This window comes from Sanguibacter gelidistatuariae, from assembly GCF_900096585.1.
GTDB lineage: Bacteria > Actinomycetota > Actinomycetes > Actinomycetales > Cellulomonadaceae > Sanguibacter > Sanguibacter gelidistatuariae.
This window is the reverse complement of sequence record NZ_FMYH01000005.1, coordinates 197374-223845: the sequence shown is the minus strand read 5'-3', so window position 1 is coordinate 223845 and position 26472 is coordinate 197374. Positions and strand designations below refer to the sequence as shown.

General features: G+C 71.4%; 20 protein-coding genes. 5 read left to right on the top strand and 15 right to left on the bottom strand.

Translation table 11 applies throughout. The features are described 5' to 3' along the window. Nucleotides 1-4011, bottom strand: a complete 4011-nt coding sequence (gene eccCa / locus BLQ50_RS12535) for a type VII secretion protein EccCa (protein WP_093184128.1) — start codon at nt 4009-4011, stop codon at nt 1-3. Nucleotides 4012-4214: 203 nt separating this feature from the next. On the opposite strand from eccCa, the gene BLQ50_RS12530 reads away from it, so the two are divergent. Both BLQ50_RS12530 and BLQ50_RS12525 read left to right on the top strand, forming a co-directional pair. After that, entirely contained in the window at nt 4215-5639 is a 1425-nt protein-coding gene (locus tag BLQ50_RS12530) for a hypothetical protein (RefSeq protein WP_093184127.1), read from the top strand. Nucleotides 5640-5746: 107 nt separating this feature from the next. Beyond that, a complete protein-coding gene (locus BLQ50_RS12525; RefSeq protein ID WP_093184125.1) occupies nt 5747-6754 on the top strand; it encodes an RDD family protein in 1008 nt (335 codons plus the stop codon). A 19-nt stretch (nt 6755-6773) separates the two neighbouring features. On the opposite strand, the gene era is transcribed toward BLQ50_RS12525, so the two are convergent. The 8 genes from era to hrcA form a co-directional block, all read right to left on the bottom strand. Further along, nucleotides 6774-7724, bottom strand: coding sequence for a GTPase Era (gene era / locus BLQ50_RS12520; protein ID WP_093184124.1), 951 nt, complete (start codon nt 7722-7724; stop codon nt 6774-6776). After that, nucleotides 7721-9067 (bottom strand): hemolysin family protein, encoded by a 1347-nt coding sequence (locus BLQ50_RS12515; RefSeq protein WP_093184122.1) that lies wholly within the window; start codon nt 9065-9067, stop codon nt 7721-7723. Before BLQ50_RS12515 ends, era begins: the two co-directional genes overlap by 4 nt. Next, nucleotides 9064-9525 carry an rRNA maturation RNase YbeY gene (gene ybeY / locus BLQ50_RS12510; protein WP_093184121.1) on the bottom strand — a complete coding sequence of 154 codons (462 nt, stop codon included), beginning with the start codon at nt 9523-9525 and terminating at the stop codon, nt 9064-9066. Before ybeY ends, BLQ50_RS12515 begins: the two co-directional genes overlap by 4 nt. Then, nucleotides 9522-10562, bottom strand: a complete 1041-nt coding sequence (locus tag BLQ50_RS12505) for a PhoH family protein (protein ID WP_245701181.1) — start codon at nt 10560-10562, stop codon at nt 9522-9524. Before BLQ50_RS12505 ends, ybeY begins: the two co-directional genes overlap by 4 nt. A gap of 100 nt (nt 10563-10662) precedes the next feature. After that, the gene (locus tag BLQ50_RS12500; RefSeq protein WP_093184118.1) at nt 10663-11037 is read right to left on the bottom strand and encodes a histidine triad nucleotide-binding protein; all 375 of its coding nucleotides are present in this window, start codon (nt 11035-11037) and stop codon (nt 10663-10665) included. A 42-nt stretch (nt 11038-11079) separates the two neighbouring features. Beyond that, complete coding sequence (locus BLQ50_RS12495; RefSeq protein WP_093184117.1) at nt 11080-11859, bottom strand: 16S rRNA (uracil(1498)-N(3))-methyltransferase; 780 nt, start codon at nt 11857-11859, stop codon at nt 11080-11082. Next, nucleotides 11859-12971, bottom strand: coding sequence for a molecular chaperone DnaJ (gene dnaJ / locus BLQ50_RS12490; RefSeq protein WP_093184115.1), 1113 nt, complete (start codon nt 12969-12971; stop codon nt 11859-11861). The genes BLQ50_RS12495 and dnaJ overlap by 1 nt, the downstream gene beginning before the upstream one ends. Before the next feature lie 111 nt (nt 12972-13082). Continuing rightward, nucleotides 13083-14108: a heat-inducible transcriptional repressor HrcA gene (gene hrcA / locus BLQ50_RS12485; RefSeq protein ID WP_093184114.1), complete on the bottom strand. Its 1026-nt coding sequence runs from the start codon at nt 14106-14108 to the stop codon at nt 13083-13085. A gap of 111 nt (nt 14109-14219) precedes the next feature. Between hrcA and BLQ50_RS12480 the strand changes: the two genes are divergently transcribed. Then, the gene (locus BLQ50_RS12480) at nt 14220-15077 is read left to right on the top strand and encodes a DUF3097 domain-containing protein (RefSeq protein WP_093184112.1); all 858 of its coding nucleotides are present in this window, start codon (nt 14220-14222) and stop codon (nt 15075-15077) included. Nucleotides 15078-15100: 23 nt separating this feature from the next. Here BLQ50_RS12480 and BLQ50_RS12475 read toward each other — a convergent pair whose 3' ends face one another. From BLQ50_RS12475 to lepA, 4 genes are all read right to left on the bottom strand, one after another. Beyond that, the gene (locus tag BLQ50_RS12475) at nt 15101-16117 is read right to left on the bottom strand and encodes a DUF2189 domain-containing protein (protein WP_139185818.1); all 1017 of its coding nucleotides are present in this window, start codon (nt 16115-16117) and stop codon (nt 15101-15103) included. Nucleotides 16118-16250: 133 nt separating this feature from the next. Further along, complete coding sequence (locus BLQ50_RS12470; protein ID WP_093184109.1) at nt 16251-18398, bottom strand: acyltransferase family protein; 2148 nt, start codon at nt 18396-18398, stop codon at nt 16251-16253. Between the two features lie 2 nt (nt 18399-18400). Beyond that, complete coding sequence (gene hemW / locus BLQ50_RS12465; protein ID WP_093184108.1) at nt 18401-19657, bottom strand: radical SAM family heme chaperone HemW; 1257 nt, start codon at nt 19655-19657, stop codon at nt 18401-18403. Nucleotides 19658-19670: 13 nt separating this feature from the next. Beyond that, nucleotides 19671-21554 carry a translation elongation factor 4 gene (gene lepA / locus BLQ50_RS12460; RefSeq protein ID WP_093184106.1) on the bottom strand — a complete coding sequence of 628 codons (1884 nt, stop codon included), beginning with the start codon at nt 21552-21554 and terminating at the stop codon, nt 19671-19673. Between the two features lie 148 nt (nt 21555-21702). On the opposite strand from lepA, the gene BLQ50_RS12455 reads away from it, so the two are divergent. Beyond that, nucleotides 21703-22290 (top strand): type II toxin-antitoxin system PemK/MazF family toxin, encoded by a 588-nt coding sequence (locus tag BLQ50_RS12455; RefSeq protein ID WP_245701179.1) that lies wholly within the window; start codon nt 21703-21705, stop codon nt 22288-22290. 205 nt (nt 22291-22495) lie between these two features. Further along, complete coding sequence (gene rpsT / locus BLQ50_RS12450; RefSeq protein ID WP_093184103.1) at nt 22496-22756, top strand: 30S ribosomal protein S20; 261 nt, start codon at nt 22496-22498, stop codon at nt 22754-22756. Nucleotides 22757-22858: 102 nt separating this feature from the next. Here the strand turns inward: rpsT and holA are convergent, their stop codons facing one another. Both holA and BLQ50_RS12440 read right to left on the bottom strand, forming a co-directional pair. Then, nucleotides 22859-23866, bottom strand: coding sequence for a DNA polymerase III subunit delta (gene holA, locus BLQ50_RS12445; RefSeq protein WP_093184101.1), 1008 nt, complete (start codon nt 23864-23866; stop codon nt 22859-22861). Between the two features lie 12 nt (nt 23867-23878). Continuing rightward, nucleotides 23879-26470: a ComEC/Rec2 family competence protein gene (locus BLQ50_RS12440; protein WP_245701177.1), complete on the bottom strand. Its 2592-nt coding sequence runs from the start codon at nt 26468-26470 to the stop codon at nt 23879-23881. Nucleotides 26471-26472 lie beyond the last annotated feature (2 nt).

Below are 26472 nucleotides of genomic sequence, written 5' to 3'. Positions count from 1 at the left end.
TCAGTGCACGGCCACCGTCGAGGCGACCTGGATGACCTCGCGCCCGCGCTCACGGGTGACCATCTGCGCGCGCCCAGGGACGCTCGCGATCGGCCGTGCCGAGCCGATGAGCTGGCCCTCCTCGGGGCTGCCCGAGAGCAGCATCCCCGGTGCGGCGGTGTCCCGCAACGACTGGAGCACCGGCTCGAAGAGCACCCGGCTGGCCCCGCCGGAGCGCCGCGCGACGATCAGGTGGAGGCCCACGTCGCCGGCCTGCGCCACGAGCGGGGCGAGCGCGGCGACGGGGTTGCCCATCGACGTGGCGACCAGGTCGTAGTCGTCGACGAGGACAAACACCTCGGCGCCGGTCCACCACGTCCGCGAGCGCAGCTGCTCGGCGGTGACGTCCGGACCGGGCAGCCGTGCGCGCAGGTATGCCGCGACGTCGGTCAGCTGGGTGCTGGCGGTCTCGTGGGTCGTGAGGTAGCCCGCCATGTACTCGTCGGGGATCTCCCCGAGCAGGGACCGGCGGTAGTCGACCACGAAGAACTGGGCCTGGGCCGGGGTGAACTGCCGCATGACCTCACGGGCGTACCCGCGCAGCAGCCCGGACTTGCCCGACCCGCCGTCGCCGAAGGCGTAGAGGTGAGACTCGACCATCGGGTCCAGGCCCACCGGGCCGAGGTTCGACTCGTCGACTCCCAGCCAGATCATCCGGCCGGGCGCCCTGCCGGTGACCGCCGCCTGCGCGGCGACAGCGCCCTCCCCGAGCTTGCGCACCTGGTCGAGCGTGACGTCGTCGGGCAGCAGGCGGAGCTTGGGGCCGGTGGGCCCGTGCCAGCTCGCGTTGACGGTGTTGATGAGGTGCTCGACGCCCGCGCCCAGGGTCGCCGACTGCGGGTCGGAGTCGATGCGTGGCAGGGCACCGAGCATGTGGTGCTTGCTGGCGACGATCCCGCGCCCGGGGCGGTCCTTGGGCACATTCACGGCGATCTTGCGGTCGATGTCTGAGTCCATCGGGTCGCCCATCCGCAGCTCGACCTTCGTCCCGAAGACGTCCTTGACCTGGCTGCGGAAGTCCATCCACCGGGTCGCGGTCGCGAGCAGGTGCAGGCCGAAGGTCAGCCCGCGCCCCGCGAGGGCCTGGATCAGCGGCTCGAGCTCGTCGAACTCGGACCGGATGGTGCTCCAGCCGTCGACGACGAGGAAGACGTCGCCGTAGCCGTCGTCAGCACGCCCCTCACGGCGGCGCTGGCGGTAGGTCTCGATCGAGTCGATGCCCTGGGCGCGGAAGTACTGCTCACGGGTGTCGACGATGCCGCGCAGCTCGGCGACGATGCGCCGGACGACGTCGGGCTCGGAGCGGCTGGCCACACCGGCCACGTGGGCGAGGGAGGCGAGCGGGCTGAAGGTTCCCCCGCCGAAGTCGAGCACGTAGAACTGCACCTCGAGCGGGGTGCGGGTGAGGGCGAGGCCCGTGACGACCGAGCGTGCGAGCGTGCTCTTGCCGGTGCGCGGCCCGCCGATGATGGCCATGTGGCCGGCCGCACCACCGAGGGAGACGATCATGTTCTCGCGGCGCTGCTCGAGCGGGCGGTCGACGATGCCGAGCGGCACGACGAGGTCGCCCGCGGCCCGCCAGGACGGCGACACGAGGCCGAGCGCGGGGTCGACGCTGAGGTCGGGCATGAGCTGGTCGAGAGTCTGCGGGGTGATCAGCGGCGGCAACCAGACCCGGTGCGCGGCCGGCCCGCGCCCGGCCATGGCACGCACAGCGATGTCGAAGGTCACACCCTCGTCCTCGACCGGCGCGGCCTCGTCGGCGACATCGGGGGCCTCGACCGCGCGACGGGCCACCGGCGCGGCGGTGAACGGTTCGAGGGTCGTGCCCCCGGACTGCTCGATCCCGCGGCGCGGGCCGCGACGTCCCTTGGGCGGGCCGGAGACGTAGGAGGCGCGGAACTGGATCAGGGTCGAGGTGTCCGGCTTGAGGAAGCCCACCCCGGGGATCGGTGGCAGCGTGTAGGCATCGGGCACGCCGATGACCGCGCGCGACTCCGCAGCCGAGAACGTCCGCAGGCCGATCCGGTAGGACAGGTGCGACTCGAGGCCGCGCAGGCGCCCTTCCTCGAGCCGTTGGGAGGACAGCAGCAGGTGCATCTGCAGCGAGCGGCCGAGCCGACCGATCGCGACGAAGAGGTCGACGAAGTCGGGCCGGGCGGCGAGCAGCTCGGAGAACTCGTCGGCGACGATGAGCAGCGCGGGCAGCGGGGCCAGGTCGGTCCGCCCGGCCAGGCGGGCCTTCTCGTAGTCGGTGACGTTGGAAAAGTTCCCCGAGGCGCGCAGCAGCTCCTGGCGCCGGGTCATCTCCCCCTGGAGCGCGTCCTGCATGCGGTCGACGAGGGTGAGCTCCTCCCCGAGGTTGGTGATGATCGCCGAGACGTGGGGCATATCGGCCATGCCCGCGAACGTCGCACCACCCTTGAAGTCGACGAGGACGAAGTTGAGGTCCTCGGGCGAGTGGGTCAGGGCGAGGGCGAGCACGAGCGTGCGCAGCACCTCGGACTTGCCCGACCCGGTCGCCCCGATGACGAGGCCGTGCGGGCCCATGCCCTGGTGGGCGGACTCCTTGATGTCGAGGGAGATCGGCTGGCCCTGCTCGGTCAGCCCGATCGGCACCCGGAGCCGGTCGCGCTGCAGGCGCGGACGCCAGGTGACGTCGAGGTCGAGGTCGCGGATGTCACCGATGCCGAGCAGGTCGACGAGCTCGGCCGAGACCGCATCAGAGTCGGCCGGGGAGTCCGCAGAGCCGACGAAGAGCGGCGTGAGGCGGCGGGCGAGCGCCTCGACGTCGGGGATCGAGGCGCAGTCGGCGAAAGCGTCGATCGGGGCGTTGCTGACGCTGAGGATCTGCATTTGAGCACGCCCGCGGTGCGCCCCGGCCTGGGCCGTGGGGCCGACGGCGAGGCGCAGGCGGAGCGGGTCGTCGAGGTTGTCCCAGGACGCCGGGATCTCCAGGACCGTGACGCCCATGACGCCGTCCTCGGGGGCGAAGGCGCTGCCGGGGCCGACGTGGCCGCCGTCGAGCACGATGAGCAGGTGCGGGGCGGACTCCGGCCCGTTCGGGGAGAAGCGGGGACGCGCCTCGATGCCCTCGGGGAGCATGTCCTGGAGGTCGTCGAGGGACTCCCCGATCATCCGTGCGGGGCCGACGCTGTCCTTGGCCCGCGTGGAGTGCGTGTGCGGGAGCCACTTGGCCCACTCCCACTGCGGCAGCGCCTGGGCGGAGGCGACGATCGCGATCTGCAGGTTCGCCGGGGAGTGGAAGGTCGCGAGCTGGGCGACCATGGAACGGGCCTGAGCGCGGGCCTCCCCCTCGGGGCCGGTCACCTCGATCCGGGAGAAGTGCGTGAAGTCGACCGAGACGGGCAGGTCGGGCTGGAGCTGGTGGGTCACCAGGAAGCGGTGAGCCGCGGAGGAGGCGACCGTGTCGAGCTGGGCGAGCGGCGGGACGTCCGGCGCCTCGAGCGCCAGGCACAGCGGCTGGGTCGCGACGCCCACCCGAGCGTGCAGGTGATCCCCCTGGCCCGGGGCACGTTCCCAGACCCGCTGCCCCTGCTCGGCGAGGGCCGCCAGGGAGGTCGGGTCGGGGTTGTTCCACAGGGCGTGCCGGTGCTGCTGGCGGGCCGCCTGGCGGACGGTCGAGCGCAGGTCGGTCAGGTAGGCGAGGTACTCGCGGCGGCTGCCGAGCACGGTTGCCTGGTGCTGGGAGCGTTGGCGCCACCCGTTGACCACGACGAAGCCGAGGGACGCGACGAGGAACATGCCGCCGGCGATCATCCCCTTGGGACCCGGTGAGGCCATCGCCACGAAGACGATGGACCCGACGCTCCCGAGCATCGGGACCAAGGACGTGAGCAGCCCGCTGATCCCGTCGGAGGGCACGAGCTCGGGGGGCGTCTGCAGGACGACCCGGCCCGACGGCAGCGGGGGTTGCGGCACGCGGGCGTCCCGGTAGTGCGGGGTCGTCATGTGCCGTCTCCTAGGCTGCGTGTCGAGGGGGCGCGCGCGGCGCGCTCTCATGATGGACCTGTGCATGATGGATCTGTGCATGATGGACCGGTGGTCGAACCGGCACGAGTCAGCCCACACAATAGTAGGGATATGCACGCAACCACGTGTGCACCGCGAGCGGTCGGCAGGCACGCAGCGGATCGAGCACGGGGGGAGATGGCGTGAGCGACACGATCGCGACGACCCGGCGCGTCGTGCTGCAGTTCGCCGAGCACCACGTGGACGTGCTGGTCCCGGCTCACCTGCGGCTCAGCGACGCGTTGCGGTCCGTCGGCGTCGACCCCGGGGACCCCGGCGTCGTCGTGGTGGCCTCCGACGGGACACCCGTGGACACCTCCCGGTCGGCGGTCGACGTCCTGGAGGACGGGACGGTCCTGCACATCAGCGCCCGCCCGCCCCGGGGCCGCGCGGGCTCCCCTCCCGCTCCGGTCGCGCCCGGCGCGGACGGCTCCGGCGACGGGATCGGCGACGCCGTCCGGGCGACCGCCCTGCTCCCACAGATCGTTCTCATGGTCCTGGCCGGGGTGTGTGCGCTCTTCGTCATGACCACCTCGGTCTTCGGTTCCCTGGCCACGGACGACATCCTCAGCTCGACTCAGCAGGCGATCGTCGCGACGGCCTTCCTCGGTGCCGGCCTGGGCCTCGCCCTGCGCCCACGGGTGTTCCAGGACGGCCGCAACGAGATGTGCCTCGTCATCGCGGCCTTCCTCGCCTGCGCCGGCGGCGCGAGCGCGATCGACGCCGCGCTCGCCCAGAGCCACCAGCTCGCCCTCGCCACCGGTCTCCTGTGCGCTGGGGCGGTGAGCGCCGTGGGCGCCGTCTCGACCCGGCGCGCGGGCGGTGACGGGCTGCAGATGGCCCTGGTCCTCGCGGTCGTCTTCGGCTGGTGCGCTGTCCTTGCCCTCGGCGCACTGTTCCTGGTGCTGCCCGCCTGGGCCTTCGCGGCCCTCGCCCTGGGGTGTGTCCCGCCCGCGCTGCGGGCGCTGCCCTCGTGGTCGCTTCAGGTCCCCGACACGTACCTGGTCGACGCCGAGCACGTCACCCGGGCGGCCCTGTCGGTGCGCGGCGCGCGACCGCAGCCGACCCCGCCGCTGCGCAACGCCGTCGTGCTGGCGGCCGTGCGGCGCGGTGACCGCCTGCTCGGCTCGGGGATCGTCACGCAAGCGGTCGTCGCCGCGATCGCCACGCCCGTGGTGCTCTTCGGCGCCGCGCCGACCGGCCTCGCCCACACTGCGGCGCTGATCCTTGTGGTCGCCGTGGCCGTCGCCCTCGTGTGCATCCCGCGCAACGCCCGGAACGTGACGTCCAAGACCGTGCCGCGGGCCGCCGCCGGAGCCATGCTGCTCACGCTCGTCGTCCGGGTGGTGCTGGACGGACAGGCGAACCTGGTCGGCCTCGCCGTCGCCGCGATCGTCGTCGGGCTCGGCCTAGGTTTCCTGGCCATCCCGGTGGCCCGGGGGCACCGTTCCGTCGCGTTCTCCCGGCTGATCGACGCCGTCGAAGGGCTCGCGGTCATGCTCGCGCTGCCTGCCGCGCTGGCGAGCATCGGCGCGATCGAGCTTGTCCGCAGCGCATTCTCGAGGTGAGCGCGTGAGGAAAAGGCCGCCGACCCCCTGCTAGCATCGGCCCGATCCGTGGACCGGGACCGTCCAGCACGCCGTCCAACACCGAGCGCAGCCGCCGAGGGAACCGTATGACCACCACACCAGTGCAGCCCCGCATCGCCCCCGTCGCGCGGCGCGTGGGTGCCTTCGCGATCGACCTCGCCGTCGCGGCGGCGGTCGCGGGCGGCGTGTGGGCAGCCACCGGCGAGCCGGTTCTCGCCGGCCTCGCCCTGGTCCAGGTGGCCGTCGCGCTCTGCGTGTGGGAGTCTCGCACCGGCCTGACCGTCGGGAACGCGGCGTGCCGCATCCGCACGGTGCGCGTCGAGGGGCCCTACGCCCCGGGCATCCGGCGCGGCGCGCTGCGGGCACTGGTCGTCGGGGCGGGATTCCTCGGCGCCGGGCTGGGCCAGTGGGTCGTGGTGTCCTCGGGCGTCTGGGACCGGCGCCAGCTCAAGCAGGGCTGGCACGACGCCGTGGCGAACACCGTGATGATCGACGTGGCCCGCCAACCGCAGCCGGTTCAGCCGTGGGTGCAGCGGCCGACCCAGCCGCAGGCCCCTGAACAGTGGGTGCAGCCGTCGCCCGCAGCGGCGCTACAGCCTGTCCCGCAGCCAGGCCAGCAGCACGTCCGGCTCGTTCACGCGCCGGCGCAGCCCGCCGCGGCCACGGGAGCACCCGAGGCCCCGGTCGAGGCTCCGGTCCCGGTTGCGGCCGCCACGCCGCCCACCCGGGCTGCGGCCCGAGCAGCCGCACAGACCGGCCAGGGGGCCCACCTGCTCTCCTTCGACAACGGTCAGTCCTTCACGGTCGTCGGCGCCGGGCTCGTCGGCCGAAGCCCGCAGGCCTTGCCCGGGGCCCCCGACGCCCAGCTGCTCGAGATCGTCGACGAGGACCGGTCCGTCTCCAAGACGCACCTGCAGTTCGGGGTCGACGAGCAGGGATTCTGGGTCAGCGACCTCGGCTCGACGAACGGCACGTCCGTCCTGACCCCGCACGGGGAGCCGCTCGACGTCGTCGTCGGCGTGCGTGTCTACGTGCCCGCGGACGGCAGCGTTCGGGTTGGCCAGCGGCAGTTCACCGCCCGGCCCGCCCGGTAGCACGCCAGTCAGAAGCCCGTCAGAACCCGAGCTTGCGCAGCTGGTTGGGGTCGCGCTGCCAGTCCTTGGCGACCTTGACGTGCAGGTCGAGGTAGATCCGGTTGCCGAGCAGCGCCTCAATCCCCTTCCGCGCCTCGGTGCCCACGTGCCGAAGCCGTGACCCACCACGGCCGATGATGATCGCCTTCTGGCTGTCGCGCTCGACGTAGAGGTTGACCCGCACGTCGAGCAGCGGGTTCGCGCCCGAGCTGCCCTCACGCTCGGATATCTCCTCGACCACGACGGCGAGAGAGTGCGGCAGCTCCTGGCGGACGCCCTCGAGGGCAGCCTCGCGGACGAGCTCAGCGACCATGATGGCTTCGGGCTCGTCGGTGAGCTCGCCGTCCGGGTAGAGCACGACGCCCTCGGGCAGGTGCCCGACGAGGACGTTCTCGAGCACGTCGACCTGGAACTCGCCCGTGGCCGAGACCGGGACGATATCCGCCCACTCCCCCAGGTCGTTGACCTTGAGCAGGTGCTTGGTGAGCTCGTCCCGGGTGACCAGGTCGGCTTTGGTGACCACGGCGATGATGGGCGTCTTGTGACGGCCGGAGCTCAGCTGGGCGAGCTGCTCGGCGATGTAGCGGTCGCCCGGACCGATCTTCTGGTCCGCCGGGAGGCAGAAGACGATGACGTCGACCTGGGTGAGAGTCTCCCGCACGAGGTCGTTGAGCCGCTCACCGAGGAGCGTCCGCGGGCGGTGCAGCCCCGGGGTGTCCACGAGGATGAGCTGGGCGTCGGGGCGGTTGACGATGCCACGGATGGTGTGGCGGGTGGTCTGGGGACGGTCGGAGGTGATCGCGACCTTCTGCCCGACCAGCGCGTTGGTGAGCGTCGACTTGCCGGCGTTGGGCCGCCCGACCAGGCAGGCGAAGCCCGATCGGTACGTCCCTGCGGCGCCCTGAGCGTCCGGTGAGGTGGTGGGGGTCATGAGTCAGTCTCCTGCTGGTCTGCGGACACGCGGCGATCCTCGCTCGCGCGGTGGTCATCAAGTACTCGTCGTTCTTGGGTGGTCTCGGGCTCGCCCTCGGCGCTGCGCGAGACCAGGACTGTGGCGAGCTGACGGCGTCGGCCCTCGACGTGCTCGGCCACCAGGTGCAGGCCGTGGACGTCGGCGGTCGCGCCCGGGAGCGCGACCTTGCCCAGCGTCTTGGCGAGCAGCCCGCCCGTGGTGTCCACGTCGTCGTCGTCGATCTCCAGGTCGAAGAGCTCCCCGAGGGAGTCGATCGGCAACCGTGAGGGCACCCGGAACAGGCCGGACGAGATCTCCTCGACCTCGGGGGCTGCGGTGTCGTGCTCGTCGGTGACCTCGCCGACGATCTCCTCGATCGCGTCCTCGATGGTCACCAGCCCGGCGATGCCGCCATACTCGTCGACCACGAGGGCCATGTGCGAGGACGAGACCTGCATCTCGCGCATGAGGTCGTCGACCGGCTTGGACTCGGGCACGAACGTCGCCGGGCGCATGACCGTGGCCACGGTGCGGTTCTCCCCACCCTCGGCGTCGTTGAGCACCCGCACGACGTCCTTGAAGTACACGACGCCCAGCAGGTCGTCCACGGAGTCTCCGATCACCGGGACCCGGGAGAACCCCGAGCGCAGGAACAGCGCGAGCGCTTTGGGCAGCGGGGTGTAGGCCGCGCAGGTGACCATGTCGGTGCGCGGGACCATGACCTCGCGGGTGAGCGTGCTGCCGAGCTCGAAGACGGAGCGGAGCATCATCCGCTCTTCGTCCTCGATGACGTCGGAGTCGTTGACCCGGTCGACCATGTCGCGCAGCTCGTGGGAGTCGTCGGCCTCGAGGTTGGCCCGGGCCGAGCTTGTCAGCCGGGTGACCCCGCCGGCCACCGTCAGCACAGCCGCCAGCACCCGGCTGAGCAGCACGAGGGTCTGCGCCGGTCGGTTGCGGCCCAGGCTGCGCGGGCTGATCCGCACGATGACGAGGGAGACGATCGCGCTGATCAGGACGGCGAGGATCAGCACGAGCCACCACTGCTCCACGACCGAGGCGAGGGAGACGGTGATGCAGGCCGTGGCGAGCATCTCGGCGAACACCCGCACGAAGGCCGCCGAGGCCGCCGTCTGCCCGGGGTCGGCCGTGACGCGCTGGATCCGCGCGGCGCTGTTCTTGCTGTTCTCGACGATCTCGCCCACCGCGGAGCGGGAGATCCTGATGACCGCGGCCTCGCCCGCGCTGAGGATCGCGGCGAGAGCGATGCCCAGGACCGCGAGGAAGATCAGGAGGCCGACCGGCGCGTGGCCGGAGACGGTCACCGGGTCGGGCGGCCGGCGAGGAAGGTGAGGAGCAGCTTGCGCTGGAGCGCGAACATCTCCTTCTCCTCCTCCGGCTCGGCGTGGTCGTATCCGAGCAGGTGCAGGATCCCGTGGGTGGTCAGCAGGAGCATCTCCTCGACCGTGGAGTGCCCGGCCGTGACCGCCTGCGCTGCGGCCACCTCGGGGCAGAGCACGACGTCGCCGAGCAGGCCGGCGGGGGTCACGTCGCCGTCGCGGCCCGGGCGGAGCTCGTCCATCGGGAAGGAGAGGACGTCCGTGGGTCCCGGCTCGTCCATCCACTGGATGTGCAGCTCGGTCATCACCTCGGTGTCGACAAAGAGGATCGACAGCTCGGTCTGTGCGTGGACGTGCATCTCGTCGAGCACGAACCGGCCCAGCGCAGCGAACTCGGCCTCGTCGACCTCGTAGCCGGACTCGTTGTTTACTTCGATGCTCACCGGTGGTGGCCTTTCTCGTGGGTGTGGTCGCGCGACGGGCGGTAGCCGCCGGCGGGTGTGGTCACTGCGGTGTCCCAGCGGGCGTACGCGTCGATGATGTCTGCGACGAGCCGGTGCCGGACGACGTCGGAGGAGCCCAACCGGCAGAACTCGATGTCGTCGACGCCGGTGAGGATGTCTTCGACGACGCGCAGCCCCGAGGCTGTCCCGCTTGGCAGGTCGACCTGGGTCACGTCACCGGTGATGACCATCTTGGAGGAGAAGCCCAACCGGGTGAGGAACATCTTCATCTGCTCGACGGAGGTGTTCTGCGCCTCGTCGAGGATGATGAAAGCGTCGTTGAGGGTCCGTCCTCGCATGTAGGCGAGCGGCGCGACCTCGATCGTCCCCGCCTCGATGAGCTTGGGGATGGACTGCGGGTCGATCATGTCGTGGAGGGCGTCGTAGAGCGGGCGCAGGTACGGGTCGATCTTCTCCGAGAGCGTCCCGGGCAGGAAGCCGAGCCGCTCCCCCGCCTCGACGGCCGGGCGGGTCAGCACGATCCGGTTGACCTGTCGGGCCTGGAGCGCCTGGACGGCCTTCGCCATGGCGAGGTACGTCTTGCCGGTTCCGGCCGGGCCGATCCCGAAGGTCACGGTATTCGCGTCGATCGCGTCGACGTAGTGCTTCTGCCCGACCGTCTTGGCGCGGATGGTGCGGCCCTTGTTGGACAGGATGTTCAGGGTGAACACCTCGGCCGGGCGGGTCTCCGTAGCAGCGGTGAGCATCGTGATCGAGCGTTTGACGACGTCGGCCGTCAGGGCCGTGCCAGACTCGGCGACCTCGATGAGCTCGTCGACCAGGCGGGCGGCCAGCGCGACGTCGCCGACGGGTCCGCGCAAGATGATCTGGTTGTCGCGGACGCGCACGTCGACCGTGTCGAATCCCTCCTCGATCGCCCGCAGGACCGAGTCCACCGGACCCAGCAGCCGCGCGAGGGAGACCTCAGCGGGCACGATGATGCGGTGCTCGACGTCGCCCCGACCGGAACCGGTCATGCTCTCTGGAGTTGCCATATGGCGGTGCGCCCGCTCCTTCTATGGGTATTCGTGGATGGATCTGCACATTCTATCGAGCGACCCACCCAGCACCCGCCGCTCAGGCCGGGGACCACCCCAGCCGAGCGCCGCCGATGACGTGGCCGTGCACGTGGAAGACACTCTGGCCGGCATGCGGGCCGGAGTTGAAGATCAGTCGGTACTGGCCGTCGGCCAGGTCGCCGGCGATCTGGTCGGAGAGCGCCACGACCCCGGCGAGCAGGCCCGGGTCGCCCGCGGCGAGCTGGGCGATGTCGCCGTAGTGCTCGCGCGGCACGACAAGGACGTGCATCGGCGCCTGCGGGTTGATGTCCCGGAAGGCGATCGCCTCGGGTGTCTGCGCCACGATCGTGGCCGGCACCGTGCCGGCGACAATCTTGCAGAACAGGCACTCCGGATCGGTGCGGATCGGCTCGGTCGACTGCGATGAGGTCATGGGCCGAGGCTAACCCAGTTCCCGCGGCTGGGCCCCAGCAGCTCAGCCCCAGCGGCCCAGCCGCTGGCTCAGCAACGCGATCGCGATCGGCCCCGCCGTCGACGTGCGCAGCACGTGCGGCCCGAGCCGGGCCAGCACGGCCCCGGCGTCGGTGAGCGCGGCCACCTCGCGGTCGCTGATCCCGCCCTCGGGCCCGACGACGATCAGCACCCGGCGGACCGGCGCACCGGCGCCGCCCGCCGCGGGGAGGTCGAGGCCAGCGAGCGGGAGCTCCGCATCCTCGTGCAGCACGACCGTCAGCCCGCCCGCGGCGTGAACCTCGGCGACCGTGGCCGCGAGCCCCTTGCCGTCGATGACCTGTCCGACCGCTGGCAGGCTGGCCCGGCGGGCCTGCTTGGTCGCGGCCCGGACCGTCGTCACCCAGCGGGCGCGGGACTTCGCGGCGCGGTCCCCGCGCCACACCACAACCGAGCGTTCGGCCTGCCACGGCTGGACCGCGTCCACGCCGACCTCGGTCGCGGCCTCGATCGCAAGCTCGTCCCGGTCCCCCTTGGCGAGGGCCTGCACGAGCACCAGCTCCACGCCATCGGGTGCCTCGGTGCGCGTGGCTGTGACCGTGAGCTCAAGACGGCCGGCGTCGACCGCGGCGACGACCGTCTCCAGGCGCAGGCCCGCGCCGTCGACCACGTCGATGCGCTCACCGGCGCCGCGACGCTGCACGACGCCGGCGTGGCGGCCCTCGTCGCCGTCGAGCACGTACGTATCCCCCGGCGCGAGGGCGAACAGCGCACCCGGCGCGGCGAGGAAGACCGGAGCGCTCACTAGCGGCCCGAGAGCTTGTCGCGCAGGCGGGTGAAGACGCCGGGGTGCGCCGCGGAGACACGGCCCTCGGGGCGTTCCTCCCCGCGCAGCACCGAGAGCTGACGGAGCAGGTCGGACTGCTCCTCCGAGAGCGCGGTGGGGATCTGGATCTCGACGTGGACGTTGAGATCACCGCGTCCGCCCACGTGCAGGTGTCCGATGCCCAGCCCCTTGAGCGTGATGATCTGCCCGGGCTGGGTGCCGGGGCGCAGGTCGACGGACTCGAGACCGTCGAGGGTCTCGAGCTCGATGACTGTGCCGAGGGCGGCCGCGGTCATGGGGACCTCGAGCGTGGCGTGCAGGTCGTCCCCGCGGCGCAGGAACATCTCGTGCTTGCGCTCACGGATCTCGAAGTAGAGGTCACCAGCCGGTCCGCCGGCTGGTCCGACCTCACCCTGGGAGGTGAGCTTGATCCGGTTGCCCGTCTCCACGCCTGCGGGCACCTCGACCACGACCGTGCGGCGGCTGCGGACGCGGCCCTCGCCGGCGCACTCGGCGCACGGCTCGGGGATCGTGGTACCGAAGCCCTGGCAGGCAGCGCAGGGCGCGGTCGTCATGACCTGACCGAGGAAGGAGCGGGCGACCTTCTGCACGGTCCCGCGGCCGTTGCAGACGTCGCAGGTACGGGGTGAGGTGCCCGGACGGCAGCACGAACCCGAGCAGGTCCCGCAGACGACCGCGGTGTCGACCTGGATCTCGCGGCGCACCCCGAAGGCGGCGTCGGCGAGGTCGATGTCGAGGCGGATCAAGGCATCCTGGCCGCGGCGCGCGCGCGGGATCGGGCCACGCTGGGCCTGCCCGCCGCCGAAGAACGTCTCGAAGATGTCCTGGAAGCCGAAGCCTCCGCCCATCCCGCCACCGGGGGCGGAAGGATCGTTGCCCATGTCGTAGGAGCGGCGCTTCTCCGCGTTGGAGAGCACCTCGTAGGCGCGGCCCACGTCCTTGAACTTGTCCTCCGCGCCGGGGCCGGCGACGTCGGGGTGGAACTCACGCGCAAGCTTGCGATAAGCCTTCTTGATCTGTTCCTGGCTTGCGTCCTTGGCTACACCAAGCACGTCGTAGTAGTCGCTCACTGAATACTCTCTGCCGATCGGGGTTTAGGGGATTCTCGGGTCAGGTCGAGCTCGGTCAGGTCACGTGCGACAACGCCGCCGGGGCCCTCAGTGATTCCATCCGCTGGCATCTCACGTGCTGAGGATCCTGGAGAGGTACCGGGCGACGGCCCGGACGGCCGCCATCGTGGCCGGGTAGTCCATCCGGGTGGGTCCGATCGAGCCGATCGTGGCGACGGCGTCACCGCCTCCGCCGTAGCCGGTCGTCACGATCGAGGTCTCGAAGAGCCCGCTGAGCTGGGTCTCGTGGCCGATCCGTACCGTGACTCCGGCGGAGTCTTCGACCATCTCGGTGAGCAGGTTGAGCAGCACTACCTGCTCCTCGAGCGCCTCCAGGACCGGCCGCAGCGCGTGCTCGAACCGCATGTTCGCCTGGGCGAGGTTCGCCGTCCCGGCGAGCACGATCCGCTCCTCGCTCTCCTGGGAGAGCGTGTCGGTGACGACCTCCGCGATCCGGGCCACCATGGGCCGGTCGCCGGGTCGGAAGGCCTCAGTGAGATCCTCGAGCGCCGCGCGCAGCTCCGGCAGGCGGCGGCCGGCCGCGGCGACGTTGAACCGGGTCCGCAGCTCGAGCAGGGTCTGCTCGTCGGGCGGGGAGTCCACCTCGATGGTCCGCTGCTCGACCCGGCCGGTGTCGGTGATGATGACCACGAGCAGCCGGCGGTCGCCCAGCACGACGAGCTCGAGGTGACGCAGCCCGGACCGGCGCAGCGAGGGGTACTGCACGACGGCGACCTGCCCGGTCAGCTGGGCGAGCAGCCGTCCCGCGCGGGACATGACGTCGTCCAGGTCGACCGCGCCCGCGAGGAAGGTCTCGATCGCGTTCTTCTCCGCCGGGGAGACCGCCTTGACCTGGGCGAGGCGGTCGACGAACATCCGGTAGCCCTTGTCGGTCGGCACCCGGCCGGCCGAGGTGTGCGGCTGGGCGATGTAGCCGCCTTCTTCCAGGACCGCCATGTCGTTGCGGATCGTGGCGGGTGAGACGCCCAGCCCGTGCCTCTCGGCGAGCACCTTGGAGCCCACCGGCTCGCGCGTGTGGACGTAGTCCTCGACGATGGCGCGGAGCACATCCAGCCTGCGGTCGTCGCTCGACGCCATGTGAGTTCCTCCCGCCCGGACGTAGCACTCGAAGTAGGTGAGTGCTAATTCTACGCGACACCCCGCCGGCGGTTCCACGGCCGGCAATTCCCGGCGGGCTAGCCTTGCGCGGTGAGCGCTGATCGATACTCCTCCGACGTCCTGTCCTCCGGTCCCCACCCGGCCTCCCGGCGGCCCGTCTCCAAGCCGGTTCCCGCCGATCGCGGGCTCGTGGTGGAGGAGGTCACGTCCGGGTGGGTCGGCGCGGTCGTCCGTACCGAGAAGTCGGGTGGGATGCACGTCGTCGTGCTCGAGGACCGGGCAGGGCGCACGCGCACCTTCCCGCTCGGCCCCGGGTTCTGGATCGACGGCGCCCCGGTCGAGCTCACCCCACCGGTCGCGGCGCGGGCGCCTCAGGCGCCGGCTCGCACCGCGAGCGGGTCCCGGTCGGTGGCCGACGCGAGGGCCCGGGTGGCCCGTGGCAGCCGGATCTGGGTCGAGGGACGCCACGACGCCGAGCTCGTCGAGCGCGTGTGGGGCGATGACCTGCGCGTCGAGGGCGTCGTGGTCGAGCTGCTCGACGGCGTGGACAACCTCGCCGCGGCCCTCGCGGAGTTCAAGCCGTCGCCCGGTCGGCGGGTAGGGGTGCTCGTCGACCACCTCGTCCGCGGCAGCAAGGAGCAGCGGATCACCGACGACGTGCTGCGACAGTTCCCCGGCGGGAACGTCCTCGTCCTGGGACACCCGTACATCGACGTCTGGCAGGCCGTCCGCCCCGCGCGGATCGGCCTGGAGAAGTGGCCCGTGATCGAGCGGTGCACGGAGTGGAAGTACGGGATCCTGCGCGAGCTCGGCTGGCCCGCGCAGAACCAGACCGACGTCGCCATGGGGTGGAAGAAGATCCTCGGCACGGTGCGGTCCTACGCGGACCTCGAGCCGTCGCTGCTCTCCCGGGTCGAGGAGCTCATCGACTTCACGACCGCTGGCTGAAGGCAGCGGCTGAGGCGAGCGGCTTAGACCGGGTGCTCGCCGATGAGGCGGCGGTAGACGTAGGCGGAGGCGATCATGGCCACCGGTATCGCGATGAGCAGGCCGACCCCGAACAGCAGGCTGCCGATGAACTCCGCGATGTACACGCCGATGAACAGCAGCACGGCGGTCGCGAGATTGGCGTAGACCAGCCGGAAGCTGGCCGTGATCGAGTCGATCGCTCCGAGCTGCTTGTCGATCACGAAGAACAGGGCGAACTGCGCGAAGAACGCGAAGACGATCCCGCCGATGAAGGTGATCGACAAGATCGCGGTCGCCAGGCCCACGAGCAACGCCGTGAGGATCACGGTTCCGACATTCGCGAACCTGAAGAAGTCCTGGTAGACGAGCGGGCGCCCCTGGGTGGCGATGAGCGAGCCCCGGATGATCCCCGCCTGGACGAGGGAGGCGAGGACGACCGCGATGATGATGAACACGATCATGCCGAAGCCGAAGCCGACGGCCCCACCGCCGCTGATGTTCCCGTAGGCGTCCGTGGTTGCTGCCGCCGTGCCGACGAGGATCGTGAAGAAGATGATCGTGACGACCGTGAAGATCGCGATGTAGGTGAGGGCCGCGAGCAGGATGACGCCGACGTTCTGGGTGAACTTGTTCCAGCCGTAGGTGAATGCCTCACCGACCGGGACCTGGTTCATGGCTGCCCCGGGTCCGTAGGCGGCCGGAGGCGGCGGGTAGCCGGCCTGCGCGTAGGGCTGCTGGTACGGCTGTTGGGGCTGAGCGGGCGGCGGATACCCGGGTTGGGCGTAGGGCTGCTGGTTGGGCTGCTGGTTGGGCTGGGCGGGTGGCGGGTAGCCACCGGGCGTGGGCGGGGCACCAGGTGGTGGGTAGCCGCCAGCAGGCGGCGCACCCGGCGGTTGAACGGGCGGCTGAACCGGCGGCTGGGCGGGCGGCTGGAACGGCGGCTGGGCCGGCGGTGGTGCGGGTACCTGGGGATCCGACGGGGTCGGTCGGTCTGGCTCCTCGGGGTGGTTCTCACTCATGGCGTCTCCAAGTCGTCCGACGGATCCGCGCAATCGCGCTCACAAGCATCGTTACACCTCAGACGCGCGGGCGCTCCCCAGACGGCAACCCACCCCGCAGCGGCCCGGCGCTCCGTGGCAACCGGGCGCTCCGCTACTGCCCGGAGCGGTGCGCCTGCGCCTGGGCGAGACCGGCCACCAGCATCTGGGCGTAGAGCTCCTGTCCCGAGGCCTGCGGGTGCACGCCGTCCTTGCCGAGACTCTCCGGGTGGGCGGCGATAGTCGTCTGCCAGTCCGCCACGACCACGTTGGGGAACCGCGCCGCGGCAGAGCGCATCTGGTCGTTGGTCGGACCGATCCACGGGCGGTCCCCGTATCCGGTGACCAGCACGATCGTGCGGTCGGGGCCGATCGCGGCGATCGCGGCGTCCATGACCCGCTCGTTGACCGTGCTGTTGGTCCCCAGCGACAGGACGACGTAGGGCCGCAGCGCGCCTCCTGCGCTCAAGGCGGCAGCCACCTCTGGCGCCGTGGACATCTGCCGGGACACCTCGGCGTCGATGTAGACCCCAGGCAGCGCAGCCTGGAGGGAGGCTGCACTGATGAGCGTTACCGAGTCACCGATCACGGTGACCTGGTCCCCCGCGGGTGCGGCCGCGACGCCCGCCGTCGGGGGTGCGGGTTCGGTCACGGCCGGCGCGCTGGGCGGCGCGTCAGGAGTGGCGCCGGTGGGCACAGTCGGATCGGCGGCAGGCGCTGTCGGCACGGTGACCGGGGCGCTCGTCTGACCGTCCGCGGCGGCCTGGGCTCCCCGCTCGATCTCTGCCTCGAGCTCGGAGACCTCGGGTGCCCGCACGAAGGCGGCCGTGACCGAGGAGACCACGAGCAGGGTCCCGGCGATGGCCACGGCGAGGCGCACCCTGCCCCGTGCGGTGCGGGCCGGGGACCGGCGTTCGGCCCATGCGACGAGGGCCATCCGACGGACCCGGTCCCAGGCCGTACGGAGCAGCGTTCCGATCCCCCGGACCATCACCGGACGCTCGATGAACCGGTACGACGCCCAGGCGGCCGCCACGGTCAGGGCGAGCGTCACGGCGACGACGAGCCACGGCGAACCGTGCCCGGGGTGGTCTGCTCCCATGACCTGGGAGACGAGCACAAGCAGCGGCCAGTGCCACAGGTACAGCCCATAGGACCGCACGCCGACCCACCGGAGCGGCGCGACTTCGCACCGACGCGTGAGAGGCTGGCTGCGCACGACGAAAGCGATCAGGCCGACCGTGAAGAGCGACGCGAGGACGAGACCTCCCCGGTAGGCGGACGGCGCGTCGACCGACAGCGTGAAAGACAGCCACACCAGGCCGACCGCGCTCGCCGCGCCGAGCGCGAGCCGGGCGCCCCGGCGTCGGGCAGGAACGGCGAACAGGCGAGCCAGGGGCGCGGTCCAGCGCGCCCCCGTGCGCTCGGCGCGCGGGGCATCGTCGAGCACTTCCGCCGCCCCGGCGACGTCCCGCACGAGCGGGCTGCGCGGGGCGAACCACAGCGCGAAGAACGCCCCGGCCATGAGCCCGAACAGGTGGGTGTCTGTGCCGAAGTACACCCGGGACGGATCGAAGAGCGGGTCGTAGCGGACGGCCATCCAGACGGCCGAGGCGACCGCGAAGGTGCCGGTGACCACGAGGCCCGCGGTGCGGGACCGGCGGATCGTGAACACGGCGAGCAGGACCAGTGGCCAGAACAGATAGAACTGCTCCTCGACCGCCAAGGACCAGAAATTCGCAAAGAGCTGTGGGCTGAGGTCGCTCGAGTAGGAGGCGCCCTGGGCGATGTACACCCAGTTGCTCGCGAACGTCAGCGCGCCCATGACCTGCGAGCGGATCCCCACGAGCACGTCGCCGCCGAGCAGCCCGGCGGTCGCCGTGCAGGCAACGACGACCGTGACCATCGCCGGCAGCAGCCGGCGAGCCCGCCGGGTCCAGAAGCGTCGCAGCGACACCCGCCCGGTCTGCACCCGCTCGCGGACCAGCAGGGTCGTGATGAGGAAGCCGCTGAGCACGAAGAAGACGTCCACCCCGACGAACCCGCCAGGCAGCAGGCCCGGCGCCAGGTGGTAGGTCACGACCGCCAGGACCGCGAGGGCACGCAGCGAGTCGAGTCCGTGGATCCGCGGCGGGCGTGAGCTTGCCGCTCGTGGGACCGAGGGCTTGCGGACCGTGCCGACCGAGCCGGTCGTCACGGCCAGGCCCGGTCGGGCGGTCTGCCGCGCTGCTGCGGCGGGGTGAGAGGAGGAGCCTGAAGTCATCGTCAATCTGTGAGGTCGCGTACCACTGTGTCTGCCAGGAGCCGGCCCTTGCGGGTCAGCACCGCCCGCCCGGTGAGCGCGGACCGTCCGTCGAGGAGCTCGTTGGCCACGTGGACCGCGACCCGCTGCCGCGCAGGCGGTGAGAGCACCGAAAGATCCAGCCCCTCCCGCAGGCGCAGACCGAGCATAACGCGCTCGAGCTGGGCCGAGGCGTCGTCGAGAACTTCACGTCCGGCGGCCGGGCTGTGGCCCTCGCCGAGCATCTTCGCGTAGCGCAGCGGGTGCTTGACGTTCCACCACCTGATGCCCCTGGTCCCGGGCTCGTCGGAGCCCATGTAGGAGTGGGCGCCGGGGCCGATGCCCCACCAGTCGTCCCCACGCCAGTAGGCAAGATTGTGACGGCACGCACGCGGCGCGCCGTCGACCGTGCGGGCCCAGTTGGACACCTCGTACCACTCGAGCCCGGCCGCGGTGAGCAGGTCGTCGGCGAGCTCGTACTTGGTCGCCTGGTCATCCTCGCTCGGCAGCGCCAGCTCCCCCCGGCGCACCTGGGCGGCCATCTTGGTGCCCTGCTCGACGACGAGCGCGTAGGCCGAGACATGGTCGACGCCGGTCGCGAGCGCGGTCTCCACGCTCACCCGCCAGTCGTCGAGACTCTCCCCCGGAGTGCCATAGATGAGGTCGAGGGACACCTCGAGGCCGGCCTCGCGGGCCCAGCGTACGACGTCGGGGATCCGGCGAGGGTCGTGGGTGCGCTCGAGGGTCGCGAGCACGGACGGCACCGCGGACTGCATCCCGAAGGACACCCGGGTGAACCCGGCGTCGGCCAGCACCTGCAGGGACGCGGGGGTGACCGAGTCGGGGTTCGCCTCGGTCGTCACCTCGGCGCCGGGGGCCAACCCCCAGGCTGCACGGACGCCGTCGAGCATCCTGGCGAGATCGCCCGCCGGGAGCAGAGTCGGGGTGCCGCCGCCGACGAAGACGGTGGCCACCTCACGGGCCGGCAGGCCCGCGCGGTCCATGACGTCGGCCGCGAAGGCGATCTCGGACAGCGCGGTCGTGGCGTAGGAGGACTGGCTTGCCCCTCCCCCGAGCTCGCTCGCGGTGTACGTGTTGAAGTCGCAGTATCCGCAGCGCACCGTGCAGAACGGGACGTGCAGGTACACGCCGAAGCCGCGGTCTGCGGCTCCGGCGGTCACCCACGCGGGGAGGGCGCCGTCGTCGGGGGCGGGGTCGCCCTCGGGAAGTGCCGGGCTCATGTCGCTGTACCTGTCACTTCTTCTTGTCTTTGGACTCCGTCTGCTCCGACGTCAGGGCGGCGATGAACGCTTCCTTGGGGACCTCGACGGACCCGATGGTCTTCATGCGCTTCTTGCCTTCCTTCTGCTTCTCGAGCAGCTTGCGCTTGCGGGAGATGTCACCGCCGTAGCACTTCGCGAGCACGTCCTTGCGGATCGCGCGGATGGTCTCGCGGGCGATCACGCGGGCGCCGATGGCCGCCTGGATGGGCACCTCGAACTGCTGGCGGTTGATGAGGTTCTTGAGCTTGCCGACCATCGACAGGCCATAGGCGTAGGCGTTGTCCTTGTGCACGATCGCACTGAACGCGTCGACCTGCTCGCCCTGCAGCAGGATGTCGACCTTGACCAGATCGGCCGCCTGCTCACCGATCACGTCGTAGTCGAGGGAGGCGTACCCACGGGTCTTCGACTTGAGCTGGTCGAAGAAGTCGAAGACGATCTCGGCCAGGGGCAGGATGTACCGCATCTCCACCCGATCGGCCGAGAGATAATCCATACCCTGCAGCTCGCCGCGCCGGCCCTGGCACAGCTCCATGACCGCGCCGATGAACTCGGCCGGGGCGATGATCGTCGCCTTGACGATCGGCTCACGCACCTCGCCGATCTTGCCGCCGGGGAACTCGCTCGGGTTGGTCACCGTGACGATGGACTTGTCCTCCATCGTCACCTCGTAGATGACGTTGGGCGCGGTCGAGATGAGGTCGAGGGTGAACTCGCGCTCAAGGCGCTCCCGGACGATCTCCAGGTGCAGCAGGCCGAGGTACCCGACGCGGAAGCCGAAGCCCAGGGCGACGGAGGTCTCGGGCTCGTAGATGAGGGCCGCGTCGTTGAGCTTGAGCCGGTCGAGGGCGTCGCGCAGGATCGGGTAGTCCGAGCCGTCGACGGGGTACAGGCCCGAGAACACCATCGGCTTGGGGTCGGAATAGCCGCCCAGGGCCTCCTCGGCAGGCTTGTGCGCGTTGGTGACCGTGTCACCGACCTTGGACTGACGGACGTCCTTGACGCCGGTGATGAGGTAGCCCACCTCGCCCACGCCCAACCCCTTGGTCGGGATGGGCTCGGGTGAGGAGACGCCGATCTCCAGGAGGTCGTGGGTCGCCCGGGTCGACATCATGACGATGCGCTCGCGCGGGCTGAGGTGACCGTCGACCACGCGGACGTAGGTGACCACGCCGCGGTAGGTGTCGTAGACCGAGTCGAAGATCATCGCGCGGGCGGGGGCGTTCGGGTCCCCGGTCGGCGGCGGTGTCTTGAGCACGATGCGGTCCAGCAGCTCCGGCACGCCCACGCCCGTCTTGCCGGAGATCTTGAGGATCTCCTCGGGCTCGCAGCCCACCAGGTTCGCGAGCTCCTCGGCGTACTTCTCCGGCTGGGCGGCCGGCAGGTCGATCTTGTTCAGGACCGGGACGATCGCCATGTCGTTCTCCATGGCGAGGTACAGGTTGGCGAGCGTCTGGGCCTCGATGCCCTGCGCGGCGTCGACCAGCAGCACCGCGGCCTCACAGGCCGCGAGGGACCGGGAGACCTCGTAGGTGAAGTCGACGTGCCCGGGGGTGTCGATCATGTTGAGCGCGTACCCGGTGGGGACGCCGTCGGCGTTGTCGACCTCCCAGGGCATGCGCACGGCCTGGGACTTGATGGTGATGCCACGCTCGCGCTCGATGTCCATGCGGTCGAGGTACTGCGCGCGCATGACGCGCGGGTCGACGACGCCGGTCAGCTGGAGCATGCGGTCGGCCAAGGTGGACTTGCCGTGGTCGATGTGGGCGATGATGCAGAAGTTGCGGAGCAGCTCCGGAGCAGTGGCCGCGGGCTGAATGCGGGCGAGATTGGCCGCTGAAGGGATAGGAGTCACGGGGTCGATTCTCCCACGAACGCGGCCGGACGGGGACCGGGGGCGACTGCGCGGCGGCCGAGCGGGGACCGGTCTACGACCGGGTGGAACTGCAGATCGTGTCGCACGCCTGCCGCCTGCTGTCCGGCGCGCCGGTAGATTGTCGAAGGTGGCGATCAATCGATGGATGTCCGGGCTAGCCGACGTCGCGCGCTCGGCGTTGTCGACGCTGTCGAAGAGCGGCACGCCGACGGCGACGCGGCCGGGCGCCGAGGCCCCCGCAGCACGCGGACCGCGGCCGGCACCGGCCCCTCGCCCGAGCACCGGTGTCCCCCGCAGCGGCGGCTACCCGGGCGACTTCACCGGCACCGTGCACGCGCAGTACTCCCCCTCCCTCGACGGGAACCCCGACCCCGGTGAGGTCGTGTGGACGTGGGTCCCCTATGAGGAGGACTACACCCGGGGCAAGGACCGCCCGGTGCTGGTCGTCGGCCGCGACGGCTACTGGCTGCTCGGGCTCATGCTTTCAAGCAAGGACCACACCCGCGACGGGGCCGACTCGGCCGGCAGTGCTGCTCGCGACGACCTCCACGGCCCACGGTGGCTCGACATCGGCTCCGGGCTGTGGGACTCCCAGGGCCGCGACTCCGAGGTGCGCCTGGACCGAGTGCTCCGGTTGGACCCGACGGCGGTGCGCCGCGAGGGCGCGATCATGGACAAGGCCCTGTTCCAGAAGGTCACCCGCGCGATCGCGTGAGCCCACCGCCGAGGGCGCCATGTTTCGCGTCACGCCACCGGCAGGACGACAGTTCTCCTGGTAGCCTTACCGATTGCGTGCTCCGTCAGGGTCGGCGGGCACCATTCCAGTACCTCTCCACGGGTTCCCCACCCCAGTCCCGGTCCTGGAAACGCCTTCTACGACCTGTTCACTCGCTCCGGCGAAATTACAAGAGAGTCCTCACGTGGCTAACATCAAGTCTCAGATCAAGCGTATCGGCACCAACGAAAAGGCGCGCCTTCGCAACAAGGCCGTCAAATCCGAGCTTCGCACGCACGTTCGCCGTGTTCGCGATGCTGTCGCCTCAGGCGACAAGGATGCCGCTAACGCTGCACTGGTCAGCGCGTCCAAGAAGCTCGACAAGGCCGTGTCCAAGGGAGTTATTCACTCCAACCAGGGCGCGAACCGTAAGTCGGCTCTTGCAAAGGCCGTCAACGGCCTGTGAGTCTCCTGATCGGTCACGCCTCGGCGTGACCGATCGCAACAAAGGCGCTACTTCCCGTGTCGGGGTGGCGCCTTTGTCGTACCCGGAGTGTTGCGCCCCGGGTCAGCGGCCCGCGCTGGCGGCGACGAGGAGGACGGCTCGCTCGACCGCGAAGACGGGGTCGCGGCCAGCTCCCTTGACCTCCGCGTCGGCCGCGGCCGTCGCGGTGATCGCCGTGGCGAGGCCTTCCGGCGTCCAGTTCGCCAGGTCCTTGCGCGCGCGGTCCACCTGCCACGGCGCAAGGCCGAGGTCGGCGGGGGTCAGCCCGCGCCCGCGCAGCGCCGCCACCTTCGCGAGCGTGCGCAGCTTCATCGCGAGCGCCGCCACGACCGGGACCGGGTCCGCGCCGGTGGCTAGGGCGTGCCGCAGCAACGACACGGCCTGGCCGGCGTCGCCGGCGATCGCGGCGTCGGCCACCCGGAAGCCGGTCGCCTCCACGCGTCCGCCGTAGTACTTGGTCACCGCGGGCTCGTCGATGGCCCGCTCGGAGTCCGCCATGAGCTGGGAGCAGGCCGCGGCGAGCTCGCGCAGGTCGCTGCCGACCGCCTCGACGAGGGCGCGCACGGCGCCCACGCTGGCCCGCCGGCCACCGCGCTTGAACTCGGCCGCGGCGAAGGCCACCTTGTCGGTGTCCTTCTTGATCGGTTCGCAGGCCACCGCGGGGGCGCCGCTCGCCCGGATGGCGTCGAGCATCTTCTTGCCGCGGACCCCGCCCCGGTGCGCGACGACGAGCCAGACCTCCTCGGCCGGCGACCGCAGGTACTCGATGATGTCGGTGATGAGCGCCTCGGTCGTGGCCTCGGCCCCGTCGATGACAACCAGGCGAGGCTCGGCGAAGAGCGACGGGCTGGTGAGCACGGACAGCATGCCCGACTGGTAGCCGGCCGCCAGGATCTCGGTCTTCTCCATGGCCGGGTCCTCGGCGCGCGCGAGCTGGGTGAGCCGGTCGACCGCCCGGTCGACGAGCAGGCCCTCGCTGCCCTGGACCAGGACGACGGGCGCGAGCCGCGCCTCCTCCCAGGACAGTCCGGGAATGGTCGCGCGCTTGGCTGAGGTACGAGGGGCTGCCATGGTCTCAGGGTGTCATGGGCAAGTGCCCGCGACCAACGTCTGGCCGTCGCGGACCACGAGCGCGAAGGTCGAGCAGGTGTCGGTCCGCACGATCGCCGACCCGGTGCTGCGGTAGAGGTCCAGGGCTGACTGCGTGGGATGGCCATATGTGTTCCCGGCGCCCGAGCTGACCAGCGTGACCTCGGGCGAGAGGAACCGTGCGAGACCGGCGTCCTGGGTGCGGGAGCCGTGATGGGCCATCTTCACGACGTCGACCTCCCCGGCGCCGGCGGCCTTGAGGGTCGCGAGCAGCTCGGCCTGGCCTGCGCTCTCCAGGTCGCCGAGCGCCATCACGGACAGGTGCTCGGTCGTGATGGCCAGGACGACGCTACCGTCGTTGGCGCCGCCGGTGCCGGTGTCGTCGGCGGCGGTCTTGGCTGCAGCGATCTTGACTACGCTGCTCCCCCCGCCCGCGGCGAGCACCTGCCACGCCACCTCGGCGCCACCCGCGGGCACCTCGCCCGACGCGCCGACCTGCGCCGTCGACCACTCGACACCGGCGTCGTCAAGTTCCGCGGCGACCGCCGCCGCTTGCTCACCTGGGTCCAGGACCGGGCTGACCAGCACAGACTCCACCCGAGTGGCTGCGAGGACCTCGTCGAGCGCGCCGACGTGATCGGCGTGAAAGTGGGTGAGGACCAGGAGGTCGAGGTCCGTGATGCCCAGCTCGGCCAGGCACCGCCCCACCCCGCCGCCGGCCGGGCCGACGTCGACCATGAGCGCCCGCCCGGGGCCGGTCCGCACCAGCATCGCGTCGCCTTGCCCGACGTCGCACATCGCCACCTCCCAGTCCGCGGGCCAGCCCGCGGGGCCGGCCGGGTTCCCACCGGCCAGCTCGGCGAGCCATGGCGGCCGTGCGAAGAACGCGACGACGGCGGCCGCAACCACGACGGCGAGGACGATGACGGCCACCCGCACCGGCGCCCATGCCGCGCGCAAGACCGCGGAGTCGCTGCGGACCATGACATCGTGCAGCGTCCGTCCGCGACGCGGGACCGAGGGCGAGCGGGCCAGCCCGAGGACAAAGAGCCGCGTCCGTAGCTCCCAGATGATCGCGGGCCAGCCGGCGGCCGCCGCGATCGCGGCCAGGGTGAGGACGGCGAGCAGCAGGGCACCGCCTCCCCCACCGGGCCAGGGCAGGCGCGCGGCGGGGGCCGCCGCGAAGGTCGTGGCGACCTCGGCGATCCACCAGGTCGACCACCCGGCGACCTGGGCGAGCAACCAGGCCGCCGCCGGCCACCAGGGTGCGCACAGTGCGCCGAGCACACCCAGGACCGTCGCACTGACGAGCGCGGGGGCCGCGAGCAGGTTGGCCGGCACGGAGTAGAGCGAGACGGACGGGTCGAGCAGGACGATGACCGGCGCGCAGGCGAGCTGGGCTGCGAGCGGCACGGCCAGGGCGAGCGCGAGCCAGGACGGCAGCCACCGTTCCAGGGCGCGGGTGATCGGCGCCACGCCGACGACGAGGCCCGCGGTCGCCAGCACGGAGAGCGCGAACCCGAAAGAACGCGCCAGGAACGGGTCGATCACCAGCAGGACGACGACCGTGGTGCACAGGGCCGGGATGGCTTGGGCGGTCCGCCCGAGGAGGACGGCGAGCAGGGCGAGGGCGCCCATGACCCCCGCGCGCAGGACGCTCGGTTCCGGGTGGACAAGGAGTACAAACCCGGTCAGGACGAGCGCGGCGCCCACGGCCCTGCCCCAGCGGGGCAGGCGGATCAGCGCGCACAACCAGAACGTCGCGGCCGCGATGATCGCGAAGTGCGACCCGGAGACGGCTGTCATGTGCGTGAGGCTTGTTGTCACGAGGGCTTGGTCGAGGTCGGGGTCGAGCATCGAGGTGTCGCCGATCGCGATCCCGGGGACCAGCCCACGGGCCTGGTCTGGCAGGCGCGCGCAGACCTCCATGAAGGCCGCTCGGATCGCGTTGACCTGGCCGATCACCGGACCGGGCGGGGACGTGACGGTGACCGCTGAGCTGCCCGCGGTCGATGTGTCGACAAGAAGCATGGCCGACGTGGCGGAGCCGGGATCGACCGGGCGCAGCCGACCGTCGACCATCACGGTCGATCCGTAGGGGACGTCGAGCAGCTCGGCTCCCCCGATCAGGAGCACGTCACCGTGCACTGGCCCCCGGGTGGGCGTGGCGTCCACCGTTGCGGTCACGGACGCGGCCCGCACTGTCAGGCGAAACCGCTGCTCGCCGCCCAGACCGGTGGCCATGGCATGCGGCTCGGAGACGACGGCGCCCGCAAGCTCGACGTGGGCACCCCGGGCCAGCAGCGAGGGCATGATCCCCTGCTCACGCGCCGTCAGCTGCCCGGCGACGGCCACGCTGACGCAAGTGAGCACCCCGATCGTCAGCGCCACCTGACCGGCCCCGCGGAAGCGGGTCGGTTGCCCGTGCCGGACAGCCGCGACCAGGCCCGCGCTGCACCCCGCGCACAGCCCGAGGACGACGAGCACGGCCCACCGCGCGGTCGAGGCGGGCTGGCCCACGAGGACGATCGCTGCGATCCACCCGGTCGCGGCGGCCGGCGCCAGGCGCAGGTCCAGGACCCGCACGG

What these genes read in the sequence shown, in the direction of transcription:
- BLQ50_RS12525 (WP_093184125.1), top strand. Translation starts at nt 5,747, where the DNA reads ATGACCACCACACCAGTGCAGCCCCGCATCGCCCCCGTCGCGCGGCGC.
- BLQ50_RS12475 (WP_139185818.1), bottom strand. Translation starts at nt 16,117, where the DNA reads ATGAGTGAGAACCACCCCGAGGAGCCAGACCGACCGACCCCGTCGGAT.
- era (WP_093184124.1), bottom strand. Translation starts at nt 7,724, where the DNA reads ATGACCCCCACCACCTCACCGGACGCTCAGGGCGCCGCAGGGACGTAC.
- eccCa (WP_093184128.1), bottom strand. Translation starts at nt 4,011, where the DNA reads ATGACGACCCCGCACTACCGGGACGCCCGCGTGCCGCAACCCCCGCTG.
- holA (WP_093184101.1), bottom strand. Translation starts at nt 23,866, where the DNA reads ATGGCAGCCCCTCGTACCTCAGCCAAGCGCGCGACCATTCCCGGACTG.
- hemW (WP_093184108.1), bottom strand. Translation starts at nt 19,657, where the DNA reads ATGAGCCCGGCACTTCCCGAGGGCGACCCCGCCCCCGACGACGGCGCC.
- BLQ50_RS12505 (WP_245701181.1), bottom strand. Translation starts at nt 10,562, where the DNA reads ATGACCGGTTCCGGTCGGGGCGACGTCGAGCACCGCATCATCGTGCCC.
- BLQ50_RS12470 (WP_093184109.1), bottom strand. Translation starts at nt 18,398, where the DNA reads ATGACTTCAGGCTCCTCCTCTCACCCCGCCGCAGCAGCGCGGCAGACC.
- BLQ50_RS12500 (WP_093184118.1), bottom strand. Translation starts at nt 11,037, where the DNA reads ATGACCTCATCGCAGTCGACCGAGCCGATCCGCACCGATCCGGAGTGC.
- hrcA (WP_093184114.1), bottom strand. Translation starts at nt 14,108, where the DNA reads ATGGCGTCGAGCGACGACCGCAGGCTGGATGTGCTCCGCGCCATCGTC.